At 65.9% G+C, this 13,077-nt stretch carries 12 protein-coding genes; 9 read left to right on the plus strand and 3 right to left on the minus strand.

Annotated elements, in window-relative coordinates; all coding sequences use genetic code 11:
• The first annotated feature begins 34 nt into the window (after positions 1-34).
• From QXZ85_RS09475 to QXZ85_RS33735, 5 genes are all read left to right on the plus strand, one after another.
• Positions 35-2,182, plus strand: coding sequence for an ATP-binding protein (locus tag QXZ85_RS09475; protein ID WP_316173987.1), 2,148 nt, complete (start codon positions 35-37; stop codon positions 2,180-2,182).
• Positions 2,183-2,387: 205 nt separating this feature from the next.
• Complete coding sequence (locus QXZ85_RS09480) at positions 2,388-3,212, plus strand: FkbM family methyltransferase (RefSeq protein WP_315767753.1); 825 nt, start codon at positions 2,388-2,390, stop codon at positions 3,210-3,212.
• A gap of 88 nt (positions 3,213-3,300) precedes the next feature.
• Entirely contained in the window at positions 3,301-3,786 is a 486-nt protein-coding gene (locus tag QXZ85_RS09485; protein ID WP_315728068.1) for a pyridoxamine 5'-phosphate oxidase family protein, read from the plus strand.
• Positions 3,786-4,004 carry a hypothetical protein gene (locus tag QXZ85_RS09490; protein WP_315703129.1) on the plus strand — a complete coding sequence of 73 codons (219 nt, stop codon included), beginning with the start codon at positions 3,786-3,788 and terminating at the stop codon, positions 4,002-4,004. The genes QXZ85_RS09485 and QXZ85_RS09490 overlap by 1 nt, the downstream gene beginning before the upstream one ends.
• Before the next feature lie 1,380 nt (positions 4,005-5,384).
• A complete protein-coding gene (locus QXZ85_RS33735; RefSeq protein WP_409977471.1) occupies positions 5,385-6,419 on the plus strand; it encodes an OmpA family protein in 1,035 nt (344 codons plus the stop codon).
• 120 nt (positions 6,420-6,539) lie between these two features.
• Here QXZ85_RS33735 and QXZ85_RS09500 read toward each other — a convergent pair whose 3' ends face one another.
• On the minus strand, positions 6,540-6,974 hold the full coding sequence (locus QXZ85_RS09500) for a hypothetical protein (RefSeq protein WP_315728064.1): 435 nt from the start codon (positions 6,972-6,974) through the stop codon (positions 6,540-6,542).
• A gap of 428 nt (positions 6,975-7,402) precedes the next feature.
• Between QXZ85_RS09500 and QXZ85_RS09505 the strand changes: the two genes are divergently transcribed.
• The 3 genes from QXZ85_RS09505 (at position 7,403) to QXZ85_RS09515 (ending at position 9,682) form a co-directional block, all read left to right on the plus strand.
• On the plus strand, positions 7,403-7,957 hold the full coding sequence (locus QXZ85_RS09505) for a fasciclin domain-containing protein (RefSeq protein WP_315702135.1): 555 nt from the start codon (positions 7,403-7,405) through the stop codon (positions 7,955-7,957).
• 271 nt (positions 7,958-8,228) lie between these two features.
• A complete protein-coding gene (locus QXZ85_RS09510) occupies positions 8,229-8,873 on the plus strand; it encodes a cytochrome b/b6 domain-containing protein (protein ID WP_315702134.1) in 645 nt (214 codons plus the stop codon).
• A 23-nt stretch (positions 8,874-8,896) separates the two neighbouring features.
• A complete protein-coding gene (locus QXZ85_RS09515) occupies positions 8,897-9,682 on the plus strand; it encodes a molybdopterin-binding protein (protein WP_315702133.1) in 786 nt (261 codons plus the stop codon).
• A gap of 216 nt (positions 9,683-9,898) precedes the next feature.
• On the opposite strand, the gene QXZ85_RS09520 is transcribed toward QXZ85_RS09515, so the two are convergent.
• The gene (locus QXZ85_RS09520; RefSeq protein ID WP_316173989.1) at positions 9,899-11,086 is read right to left on the minus strand and encodes a YbfB/YjiJ family MFS transporter; all 1,188 of its coding nucleotides are present in this window, start codon (positions 11,084-11,086) and stop codon (positions 9,899-9,901) included.
• A 215-nt stretch (positions 11,087-11,301) separates the two neighbouring features.
• On the opposite strand from QXZ85_RS09520, the gene leuB reads away from it, so the two are divergent.
• Positions 11,302-12,414: a 3-isopropylmalate dehydrogenase gene (gene leuB / locus QXZ85_RS09525; protein WP_316173990.1), complete on the plus strand. Its 1,113-nt coding sequence runs from the start codon at positions 11,302-11,304 to the stop codon at positions 12,412-12,414.
• A gap of 251 nt (positions 12,415-12,665) precedes the next feature.
• On the opposite strand, the gene QXZ85_RS09530 is transcribed toward leuB, so the two are convergent.
• Complete coding sequence (locus tag QXZ85_RS09530; RefSeq protein ID WP_315702130.1) at positions 12,666-13,037, minus strand: hypothetical protein; 372 nt, start codon at positions 13,035-13,037, stop codon at positions 12,666-12,668.
• Positions 13,038-13,077 lie beyond the last annotated feature (40 nt).

The following is a 13,077-nucleotide window of genomic DNA, read 5'->3' on the forward strand; positions in this document are numbered from 1 at the left end:
CGTTAAGCTCCCGCCGTCGGAGGCTGGGGCGACCGTGCAGCTTGCGCAACGCAATTCCTTGAGACTGCTGCGATGGATGATGGCGGCTTCGCTGGCGCTGCCGATTGCGCTGTTCGCCGTTGCATCCCTTGTCTCCTACGACGCGACGCAGAAAGAAGCCGACCGCGAGATCGCGCGTTCGCTCGACGTCGTCCACGAACATGCGCTGAAGGTGTTCGAAACCATCGACCGCAGCCTTGCAGAAACGGACGCGATCATCCGAGACATGCCGGACGCCGAGATCCGGGCACGTGAGCAGGAGCTGTACTTGCGGCTGCGCCGGCTCCCCGAAGCGCTATCGCAGATCAGGTCGGTCTGGGTGTTCGATGCGCAAGGTCGCACCTTGGTCAACAGCCTGGTCTACCCCGCGCCCGCGATCGACTTCTCCGACCGCGACTATTTCAGAGCCCATCTGGGCGCCGACATTGGAACTTTTATCGGAGCGCCGCTGGCGCCGCGTTCGCCGTATCAGGGAGCCCCCTTCTTCGGGGTCAGCCGACGGCGCCACGACGCCAACGGCAACTTCACCGGCGTGATCCTGGCCTCCGTGCTGCCCAACTATTTCGAGCAGTTCTATGCCCGGATCGGACGTGATCCGGGCAGCTATTTTGCGATTCGTCGGGCCGATGGTTCGGCGCTGGTAAGATTTCCGGCCCTGGCCATCAAGCCGGATCCGAGCAATCCGGAAGTTGAGGCGACCGGGAGCCCGTCGGGTCTGATCACGACGACCTCTTCGGCGGACGGCATCGAGCGCCGGATCGGCTATCGGCGGCTGACCGAATATCCAATCTATGTCAGCGCGGGGCTCGAGACTTCGACCATCCGCAGCCGTTGGCTCGGCGCGATCAGCCGCCACCTGATCTTCGGCGTGCCCGCCACCGCGTTCCTGTTCCTGTTCCTCACCTTGGCCTTGCGGCGCACCGAACGGCTGTATGCCGAGGCCGAGCGTCGGCTGGAAGCGGAGCAGGCGCTCAAGCACGGGCAGCGCATGGAGGCGCTGGGGCAACTCACCGGCGGCGTGGCGCACGATTTCAACAATCTGCTCACCGTGATCAGAGCCTCGGCCGACCTGTTGCGCCGGCCCAACCTGCCGGAGGAGCGGCGGCAGCGCTATGTCGATGCGATTTCGGACACGGTCGGGCGGGCCTCGAAGCTGACGGGGCAGCTGCTGGCCTTTGCGCGACGGCAGGCGCTGAAACCCGAGGTCTTCGACATCGGCAGCAGCGTGACGGCGCTGCGCGACATGATCAAGACCCTGGTGGGAACGCGGATCGAGGTCGTCATCGCCCTGGCCGAGGAGCCTTGCTACGTCAGCGCCGACGCCGGCCAGTTCGAGACCGCGCTGATCAACATGGCGGTCAACGCGCGCGATGCGATGGCGGGCCAGGGGCAGCTCACGATCAAAGTCCACGCGGTCGGCGAACTGCCGACACCAGCGGCGCCCCACGAGCGGCCGCCGCTCGGCTACGTCGCCATCGTTGTCAAGGACACCGGCGTCGGCATTCCCGAAGCGCAATTCAGCCGCATCTTCGAGCCGTTCTTCACCACCAAAACCATCGGCCATGGCACCGGTCTCGGCCTCTCGCAGGTGTTCGGCTTCGCAAAACAGTCCGGCGGCGAGATCGCGGTGTCGAGCGAAGTCGGCCGTGGCGCGACCTTCACGCTCTATCTGCCCCGGGCGCCGGCCGCAGTCGGATCGCAGAACGCCCATGCGGGCGAGGGCGCGGCCGTCGGCGGCGATGGCCTCTCGGTGCTGGTGATCGAGGACAATATCGACGTCGGTCGCGCTACGACGGAAGCTCTGTCCGAACTCGGCTATCGCACCATCCTGGTCGACAACGCCAAGGATGCGCTCGAAGAACTGGTCAGTGGCGTGCAGCGGTTCGATGTGGTGTTCACTGACGTCATGATGCCCGGCATGACGGGCCTCGAGCTCGCCGAAGAAGTCCGACGCCTCGATATCGACGTGCCGATCGTACTTGCGACAGGCTACAGCCACATTCTCGCGCAGCAGGGCTTGCATGGTTACGAGCTGCTGCGGAAACCTTATTCGATCGAGGAATTGTCGCGTGTGCTGCACCGTATCGGCTCGCCTTCCAGGCGCCGCGCCGCTCCGACTCCTCCGGCCTCAATGGCGCGCTGAGACCATCCTGCCGAGACATGATTAGGACATCATAGCATCTGAGGATGTCTTCGCGGCTGCGGAGGCCAGGACATCGGAATATCGCTTTCATCAGCGTCTCCGTTTCGCTTTGGGGAAGAACCCGGGAGAGGAAGAGATGACACTGGTGCGGGCACTGGAGTCACGCGCTACTGAGGGCGGCTGGCGTTCGCGCAATGCAACGGCAATGCCGGACGATGATGTGTCCGCACCGCCGTTCGGCGCTTTCGCGCCGAGTTGGGCGCAGGCCGCGGTGATTGCGCTCGCGCACGGCTCCGGGTTGAAGCGTGGCGCGTTTCGTCCGACCTTGTCGCGGCTTCTCAATCTGCTCCGGGCAGGTCCGATCGATGCGAACTACCAGGGCGCATCCTTTCGCTTTCACCACCAGTTCAGCGCGACCGAGCGCGGCGCCCTGTTCAACCCGGACTACGATCGCGCCGAGCTCGACTTTCTGCGTGCGCATGTGCCCGGCGGCGGCGTATTCGTCGATGTCGGTGCCAATATCGGCACCTATGCGCTGACCCTCGCGCGTCACGTCGGCTCGCGTGGTCGCGTCGTCGCGATCGAGGCGCATCCGGTTGCGCATGCGCGCTTGGCGTTCAATGTCGCCGCATCCGGTCTCACCCAGGTGAGACTGGTTGCCGCGGCCGCATCCGACAGCGACGGCGAGCTGATGATTGCGACGGACACGGAGAACCTCGGCGCAAGTCGCATCGTGCCCGCAGCGGTGGCGGACCAGGCGTACAAGGTGCGGGCGCTGCGGCTTGCGCGCATCGTCAACGACGCCGGCCTGACCAAGATCCACGCGCTGAAGATCGATGTCGAAGGTTTCGAGGATCGTGTGCTGACCGGCTTCTTTCGCGACGTCGCGCCGGCGTTGTGGCCGCGCGCGATCGCGATCGAGCATCTGTCGCGAAGCGAATGGCGTCAGGATTGCCTCGTCGACATGATCGGTCGCGGTTATCGCGAGGCCGGCAGGACCCGCAGCAACACGCTGTTGTTGCGGGATTGACCGCTCCTCGTTGATTTCGGCCGACCGGCGGGTGGAACATCGCCTGATGGCCCCCGTTATCGCTTCCGAAAGATCGAGGAGCGAAACCATGGCCACCAATGCCGCGCGCGGTCAGGATCGCGCCTGGGACCTGATGAAGAAGATCGGCTTTGCGATGCTGGTGACCCGCGATGGCGAGAAGCTGCGGGCGCGGCCGATGGCCGCCTATATCGAGCGGGACGAGGGCATGATCTACTTCCTGACCGATGCCCGTCGTCACAAGGAGAAGGAGATCGCGCGCGATCCGCACGTCAATCTCGCTTTCGCCGACGCCGGAAGTCAGAAATACGTCTCGCTGACCGGCACGGCAGCAATCTCCAACGATCGCGCCAAGGTTAGGGAGCTGTTCTCAACCCCCGCGAAGGCCTGGCGGGACAGTGCCGATGATCCCAATATTCGCGTCCTGAAGATCACGCCTGATGATGCGGAGTTCTGGGATTCGCCAGGTACGGTCGTCAGTTATGTGAAGATGGCCGCAGCAGCGGTCACCGGCTCTCGGCCTGACATCGGCGATAACCGCAGGGTTGCGATGTGATCGGAATCGAGCCGCCGGAGATTCCACCGGCAACGCCGGGTCGTCCCGCCGAGCCGCCACCGGAGGATCCGGTCGGCAATCCTCAGCCGGAGGTGCCGCCGCCGGTGCGGGAGCCCGACACGCCAACCCCGCCGGACGAGCTGCCCGGCAGCACGCCTGAGGAGGTGCCGGGGCGGGGACCGGCGAGCCCGACCACCCCGAATCCAGCCACGGATTGAACGCGGTTGCGGCGTACAAACGATGTGCGCGCAAGGCGTGCGTCCGATGTGCGCGCGCTGCAGAGGGGGCTTTGCAACGCATTGAAATCTATCACTGAATGCAACATGAACAGCAGCGGCGCGAGTGCGCTCATGCGGCAAAATAAATCGGTCGGCCTATTTGAACCGCGCCACAATCCGGCCTAACGCATATTCGTTGATCACGCGCCTCTCACAGAGATCATTCCGGGGAATCGATATCACATGAGCAAACTTCGACTTCTGCTGCTTGCGACGACCGCGATGTCGGCGGCGCAAATGGCAAGCTTCGCGTCCCATGCGCAGACCGCGCCGCTGGTCTTGGCCCAGGCGCAGGGCGAAGTCGGGCCGGATGGCAAGCCGAAGCAGCCTCCACACGGCCAGCCGCCCGCGCCAGGCGCGCAGCCCCAGCGACCGGCGCCCGGAGCTCCCGGCGCCGCGCCGCCGCCTGTAGCTCAACCGCATCCCGCAGCTCCGCCGCCGCCGCCGCCCCCGGCGCCGCCTCCGCATGCTGCCCCGCCGCCGCCAGCTCCTGCGCCGCACGTGGCTCCACCTCCACCTCCGCCGCCGCCGGCTCCTGCGCCGCGCGTGGCTCCACCGCCGCCGCCGCCGCCGGCTCCCGCGCCGCACGTGGCTCCGCCGCCTCCGCCGGCACCGGCCCCACATGTCGCTCCGCCGCCCGCAGCTGCGCCGCACGTCGCGCCGCCGGCTCCGAGCGCCGCGCCGCCACAGCATCCGACTCCGCCGGCGCCGCCCGCAGCTGCGCCGCCCGCGCATATGCCGCCGCCGCCGGTGGCCGCCCCGAAGGAGCCGACGCGTCCGGCCGCGCCGCCGCCCCCTCCGCCGGTAGCCGCACCGAGCCATCCGACGCCTCCGTCCCCGCCGCCCGCTGCAGCGCCAAACGCGCCTGGTGGGGCGCCTGTGGCACGTCCCGGCGCGACTCCGACACCCTCGGCGCCGCCCGCTGGCACTACGCCGCCTGCGCATTCGGGGCCGCCCCCGGCAGCAAACCCCCCGCCGCCTGCTCCGCCGGCGGCGGCCGGTGGCCAGCCCCCCGCCCGGCCCGGAGCCGCGCCAGGAATGCCACCCGTAACATCGCCGGGAACGCAGCCGGGAATGCCGCCAGGTACGCCGCCGCGCGGTACGCCGACCCCGCCGGTGGGAACGACAAGCCCGGCTCCGTCGCAGCCGTCGGCTGCTCCCGGCGCGCCGTCTGCCGGACAACCCACGCTGCCGCCGGCCGGTGGTGCGGGATTGGGCGGACATCCTGGATCAGCTCCGGGGGTGCCGCCAGCGCAGCAGGCTCCCGCAGCCCAGCCGCCGGCCGGGCAGAGCGCGTTGCCGCCGGGAGGGCCGCCCGCAATGTCCAATCGTCCGCCGCCGCAGGTCGCCGCTCCCATTCCAGCGCCGCCCCCGCCGACGCCGCAGCAGCTGACGCCGATCGCGCCGGGTGCCCAAGCGCCCGGTCCGCAGCGGCTGGAGGACTTCCGCGCCCAGCGCCGCGAGGTGCAGGAAGGCGGTCGCACCGTGATCTTCGAGCCGGGCCGCGTCATCGTGCGCGATCCGAGCGGTCAGGAGTTCGTGCGGCACGACGAGATCGATCGCTTCCGCTACGGCGCGCGTGACATCCGCGTCCAGGATGTCGGCGGCGAGCGGCGTACCGTCGTCATCCGCCCCGACGGCAGTGAGATCATCACGGTCGCCGCGCCGGACGGCCGGCTGCTGCGCCGCATCCGCCGGGATCCGGGTGGTCGCGAGATCATCATCATCGACAACACCTATCGCGATCCTGACGCGGTCGGCGGCTTCTATGTCGACCTGCCGCCCCCGGTTATCCGCATTCCGAACGACCGCTACATCGTCGACGCGGACGAGGCGTCGCCGGATGTCATCTACGACACGCTGGAGGCTCCGCCGGTGGAGCGCGTTGCGCGGCGCTATTCGCTGGACGAAGTTCGCTACAGCCCGTCGGTGCGGCAGTTGATGCCTTCGATCGACCTCAACACCGTTACTTTCGACACGGGATCGTGGGAGATCAGTCCGGACCAGGTGGCGAAGTTGCAGGTGATCGCGGACGGCCTCAACCGTGCGATCCAGCGCAATCCGCGCGAGGTGTTCCTGATCGAGGGCCACACCGACGCGGTCGGCAACGACACCGACAATCTGTCGCTGTCGGATCGTCGCGCCGAATCCGTTGCAACGCTGCTGACGCAGCAGTTCAACGTGCCGGCGGAGAACCTGACCTCGCAGGGCTATGGCTCGCAATATCTGAAGGAGCAGACCTCCGGCCCCAGTCGGATCAACCGCCGCGTCACCGTGCGCCGCATCACGCCATTGCTGAACGGGGGCCAGGCTTCGCTGCCGCCGCCTCCGCCCGGCATCGCGCCGCCGCGATAGGCGGAAAGAGCGTCATCGCCCCATACGGGTGCATAGGGCGCAAACAAAACGGCCGGGAGCGATCCCGGCCGTTTTCGCTGATGCAAGCTTGCGCGGGCCGCGCCGCAGTGTGGTTCTGAATCAGCCCTGGCAGCGCGGCGCGAGATTTGCGGAAGCCAGGAAGCGCGCGATCGGATCGAGTTGCCGGCATGGCGCGACGGCCATTTTGGCCGGCTCGGACCCGCTCTTGGAACGAGCATGTGCGGCCGCTTTGGCGCGGCCGGCAGGCCGAACCCGACGCGTTGACCCCGCTCGAAATGTTTCAGTCGTCGGCCGTACGACGGTGGAGAGAATCGGCAACCCGCCGGCGTCATCCGTATTGGCCAGCGGCATTGCCGCGTTGCGATCGGCCTCGGTCAGCGTGTCGATCCCCGGAATGGGGATGCGCTCCAGCGATGCGGTCGCATCGAATTGGCTCTCAGACGAGGCCGACACCGCCGCCGACACCACCTTGGTGGCGAGCAGGCCCGCGATCATCAATAGACAAAGACCGGCAATCCAGATTGTTCTGATCACGACGCGACCCCCGTCCACGACGCGCGCCTGACGTTGCGGAAGAACCCCTTCCCGCGAACGGCGCTGACCTGTAATCAACCTTAAGAAAGTGTTACCCGCAACGACGCCGTGCGCTTTGCTCGGGTTTGTCGTCGAACGTAGTTAACGCTCGCAATGAGAGCGGCATCGTCGTCCCGCCGCCGCGCCGCCATGAGTTGGTCGGCCGGATGACGCGGGCGGTATTGTTGCCTTCATGAAGCAACGAGACACGGTCTCACCCGCTATTAGTTTCAGGCATCACATAAAGTTATGCGTCGAAACTGGCTGGAAGCGCCCCCGTAGCTTGGCCCGACACGATGCGGGGAAGTCTCTGCAATGACCGCATCGCCGTCGCAGCCAATCTCATGAACACCGGCGTCGCCGGCTGTTCAAACATTCGGGAGCTATCGATGACCAAGCGCATTGCCTTCTTGTCTGTCGCTGCCTTCAGCGCGCTCGCGCTGACGTCCACGCTCGTCGCGCCGGCGCGTGCCGAACAGAAGACCGTGATGGTCGGCGGTGCCGCGATGTATCCCTCGAAGAATATCATCGAGAACGCGGTCAATTCGAGGGACCACACCATGTTGGTCGCGGCGGTGAAGGCCGCCGGTCTCGTCCACACCCTGGAAGGCAAGGGTCCGTTCACGGTGTTCGCGCCGACCGACGCCGCCTTCGGCAAGTTGCCGGCCGGCGCCGTCGACGCACTCGCCAAGCCGGAGAACAAGGCGGCGCTCACCAAGATTCTTACCTATCACGTGGTCGCCGGCAGATACGACGCCTCGGACCTCACGGACGGCAAGATGCTGAAGACCGTCGAGGGCGAGCAGCTCACCGTCAAGCGGAAAGACGGGAAGATCTGGATCATCGACGCCAAGGGTGACGCCTCGATGGTTTCGATCTCCAACGTCCATCAGTCGAACGGCGTCATCCACGTGGTCGACACGGTGCTGATGCCGGCAACGTAACACCGCTGCCGTCCGTTTCCCCCCGCCTCACGGATGCGCGGTTGGCGAGCCGGGACAGAGTTCCGGCTCGCCCTTTCGTGATCGTTCTTTTTGTCGCCCCGGCGGAAGACGACGCCAAATTGTTCGTCTTACCGATGGTAACGAAGCGCCAGATGCCGGCGTATAATCGCCAGTAGAGCGGATTTACCTTTGCATCCCCATTGCCAGAGGGGAGCGAATGTTGGCGTCGGAGCACCGGGATGACGTCAATGCGAAACGAATGGAGGCCATCATGTCCAGCCTTGCCGTCACCGAGGGCCACGTCAGCGCAGCACCGGCCGACGCGAGCAGGCCAAAGGTGATCCAGCCGGCCTGGGTCCGCGTGATGCACTGGATCAATGCCGTGGCGATGATCCTGATGATCATGTCGGGCTGGCAGATCTACAACGCCTCGCCCCTGTTCAACTTCCGTTTCGACCACAGCATCACGCTCGGCGGCTGGCTCGGCGGTGCCCTGCTGTGGCACTTCGCCGCGATGTGGCTGTTGATGCTCAACGGCCTCGCTTACCTGATCACGGGGGTGGCGACCGGCCGCTTCCGTAGCAAGCTGTTTCCGATCACGCCCGGGGGCGTGTTCGCCGATCTCAAGGCGGCGCTGAGCTTCAGGCTCGCGCACGACGATCTCACCGTCTACAACTCCGTGCAGAAGCTGCTCTATGCCGGCATCATCCTGGTCGGCGTTGTCGTCGTGCTCTCGGGCCTGTCAATCTGGAAGCCGGTGCAGCTGCACTGGCTGGTCACATTGTTCGGCGACTATCCGACCGCGCGCTATGTGCACTTCGTCTGCATGTCGCTGATCTGCGCCTTCCTGATCGTCCATGTCGCGCTCGCCATCCTGGTGCCGAAGAGCCTGCGCGCGATGATCATCGGGCGCTGACACCACTTCCGAGGAGACAGATCATGAGCCGCATGCGCAAGCTTCTCATCCCCGGCGTCGACAAGAAGCTCCTGGTCAAGGACGCCGCCAAGCTGATGCCCGATCTTACCCGCCGCCGCTTCATCTCGGGCGGCGCGAGCCTCGGTGCGCTGACGCTGCTCACCGGCTGCGACGTGCTCGACAGCGACTCGGCCGAGACACTGCTGGCTCAGATCTCCAAGTTCAACGATGCGGTGCAGGCCCGGCTGTTCGACCCGGATGCGCTGGCGCCGACCTTTCCGGAGAGCATGATTACGAAGCCGTTCCCGTTCAACGCCTATTACGATCTCGACGAGGCGCCGGAGGTCGACGGCGAGGATTGGAGCCTCGAGGTGCGCGGCCTCGTTGACAACAAGAAGTCGTGGAGGCTGGAGGAGCTCTACGCGCTGCCGCAGGTCACGCAGGTGACGCGGCACATCTGCGTCGAGGGCTGGAGCGCCATCGGCTCATGGACTGGCACGCCCCTGCGCGATTTCCTCAAACTGATAGGCGCCGACACACGCGCGAAATATGTCTGGTTCCAGTGCGCCGACAAGGACGGTTACAACTCGCCGCTGGATATGCGCACCGCGCTGCATCCGCAGACCCAGATGACCTTCAAGTTCGCCGACCAGATCCTGCCGCGCGCCTATGGCTATCCGATGAAGATCCGCGTGCCCACCAAGCTCGGCTTCAAGAACCCGAAATACGTGCTCTCGATGGAAGTCACCAACGACTACAAGGGCGGCTATTGGGAGGACCAGGGCTACAATTCGTTCAGCGGCAGCTGATGGCGGCTGTGACTTGAGCGGGGGTATGGCTCTTCTTGCAAGCGATGAGCAGAGCTGTGACTACGTTCTCCGCCGTCGTTCCGGCGAACGCTGGGATCCATTACCATAGGTCCCAATTATCGTGCGCGGGCTGGGCCGCGTGCCTGTTTCTAACATCACGCGGTATGGGTCCGGCGTTCGCCGGGACGACAGCGAGGGTGTTGATACGCCTGTGAGTTACACGTCCTTCTTCAATTTGCGCTGCATCGCCGACGCGATCGCGCCCGCCAACAGGGTGGCCGCGGAGATGTTCAACGCGTAGCTCAGGCTGCCCATCGCGTCGGTGATCGCACCGACCACGAAAGGACCCAATGTCTGGCCGATGCCGAATGCGATGGTCATCGCAGCGATCGCCGCAGGCCAGGCGGACGGCGGGTAGTTGAGGCGCACGAAAGCGGTGGTTGAGCCGGCCACCGCGAAAAAGGAGACCCCGAACACGACCGCGGAGATGGCGAGCATGGTCGTGGAATGTCCCAGGATCGGCAGTGCTGCACCAACTGCATTGACGGCAAGGACGATTGCAGTGGCGAGCCCGCCGCGGTCCAGCGCTAATGTGCCGCGCCAGACCCAGGGCGTTGCAAAGCCGGACAATCCGATCAGGCTCCAGAATGCAGCCTGCGCGGTTGCGCCGCCGCCGAGATCGCGGACATAGGCGATCATGAACGTCATGTAGGCGATGTAGCCCGCACCGAACAAGAAATAGCCGAACAGATAGATCGCGACTGGCCAGACCGAGAACGAAGCTGCGTCGGCGGCATTAAGGCCGGCCTTGCTTCGGATCGGCGTGAGCAGCAGTGGAATGGTGAGCAGGCTCGATAGCGCCGTCAGCGCCCACCAGACGATCCACCACGACCCGGGGCCGAAGCCCTGCAGAACGAACGGCGCGACCAGACCCGAGGTCAGAATGCCGAGCCCGGGACCGGCGTAGAACAGGCTGAGCAGGAAGCTCGCCCGTTCGGGACGCGATTGCGCGATCTCGGCCGCCAATGCGCCGCCGGCCACGAAGCAGGCCGCAGCCGCTAAGCCGCCGATCAGGCGCGCAAAGCTCAAGACGACGAAATTGCCGGTGATGGCACACAGCGCCAGCGCCGCGAGATTGACCAGCGTTCCTCCGCGCAGCGCAGCCGACCAGCCCACGCGCCTCACCATCCAGGATGCCAACAAGGCTCCGACGAGATAGCCGGCGGCGTTGATCGTGTTCATGAAGCCGGCCGCCGAATACGACCAATGCAGCGACTCCCGCATGTCCGGCAGGACGAGCGCGTAGGCGAACCGGCCGATGCCGAGGCTGACGGTAGCGCTGAGCGAGAGCGTGAGGATCAGCCGCGCCAGATGGGCGGTCGATGGGGGGGGAGGGCTGTGCAAGGAAATGCTCCGGCGCGCCGATCGCGCGAACGATTGCATGCGTCGACGCTGATGCTGTGGGACGATTATAGCCCGCACGGCCCGCCGTAGAATGCCGGCTGCGGCAATGGTGTCTTGCCAAGGCCGCAACGGCGCTTTAGCACTCCGCCGATTTTCCAGAGAACGCCGTCAGGTCCGGATCGAGCCGGGCATGACACCTAGCGAGGATGACGACCATGGCGACCCATAAACTGCTTCTGCTGCCCGGCGACGGCATCGGCCCCGAAGTGATGGCGGAAGTGAAGCGGCTGATCGGCTGGCTCAACGCCCGCGGGCTCGCCTCGTTCGAGACGGAAGAGGGGCTGGTCGGCGGCGCCGCCTATGACGCGCACAAGGTGTCGATTTCCGAGGGCGACATGGCCAAGGCCAAGGCGGCCGACGCCGTGATCTTCGGTGCGGTCGGCGGCCCGAAATGGGACGGCGTTCCCTACGACGTCCGCCCCGAGGCCGGCCTGCTGCGCCTGCGCAAGGATCTCGGACTGTTCGCCAACCTCCGCCCGGCCGTGTGTTATCCGGCGCTCGCGGACGCCTCCAGCCTGAAGCGCGAGATCGTCGAAGGCCTCGACATCATGATCGTGCGCGAGCTCACCGGCGGCGTCTATTTCGGCGAACCGAAGACCATCACCGATCTCGGCAACGGCCAGAAGCGCGCCGTCGATACCCAGGTCTACGACACCTACGAGATCGAACGTATCGCGCGCGTCGCCTTCGATCTCGCCCGCAAGCGCCGCAACAAGGTCACCTCGATGGAGAAGCGCAACGTCATGAAGACGGGCGTGCTCTGGAACGAGGTCGTGACCGCGGTGCACAGCCGCGAATACAAGGACGTGACGCTCGAGCACCAGCTCGCCGATTCCGGCGGCATGAATCTGGTGAAGTATCCGAAGATGTTCGACGTCATCGTCACCGACAATCTGTTCGGCGACATGCTGTCGGACATCGCGGCGATGCTGACCGGCTCGCTCGGCATGCTGCCGTCAGCCTCGCTCGGCGAGGTCGATGCCAAGACCAAGACGCGCAAGGCGCTGTATGAGCCGGTGCACGGCTCCGCGCCCGACATCGCGGGCAAGGGGCTCGCCAATCCGATCGCGATGGTCTCGTCCTTCGGCATGGCGCTGCGCTATTCCTTCGACATGGGCGCGCTGGCCGACAAGCTGGAAGCTGCGATCGCCGCCGTGCTCGCGAGCGGCCTGCGCACCGCCGACATCAAGTCCGAAGGCACGACGCCGGCATCGACCACGCAGATGGGCGAGGCGATCCTCAAGGAACTGGAGAAGCTGCACGCATAGGGCGTGGCACTCTCGATGCCGCGCGCAAGCGCATCAGCATGAATTGGCGTCGTCCCGGCGGATTGCCGGGACGACGTTTTTTATGTGGCTACCGTGTCGGGTCTGTTGGCCACAGCTCGTCAGCGGTGCCTTGCCGCGCAACTCGCCTTCATTTTCTCGCGCGTCCCGATCCGCAGCGGCGCGTTGCATGCGCTCCACACGCAAAAGGCCGGGCTGGGCCCGGCCTTCGTCATCAGGCGCTATCGCCGACCTCAGTAGGGAATTGGGAAGGTCCGCGGATAGCCGCCGAGATCGGTCGGCGTCATCAGCGGCTGGCGATCGATCGGCCGGTTCAGGTTCTCGCGGCCGAAGCTCGGATAGCCGTATTCGGACGGGAATGCATAGTCGCTGAACTTGCGATCGCCGGGCAGCACCTCGGTGCCGCCGTCGAGCCAGGAGCGCCTGGTGATGTAGATGCGGGTGCGCGGGCCGGACTGGTAGGAATAGTTCGGGCCGCTGCCGGTGGCGACGTAATTGCCGTAGTGCCGACGCTTGGTCTCGGCATTGGCGGATGTGATGGCAAGACCGGTCGCGGCGATCAGCGCCACGGTCATGACCCGGGTCGCGGCAGAAAATCTCGTCATCACGTCCTCTTCCTCGCGCCAAACGGGGCGGGCGCGCGCC

The organism is Bradyrhizobium sp. SZCCHNGR1005, assembly GCF_032489995.1.
In the GTDB taxonomy this organism is placed as follows: domain Bacteria; phylum Pseudomonadota; class Alphaproteobacteria; order Rhizobiales; family Xanthobacteraceae; genus Bradyrhizobium.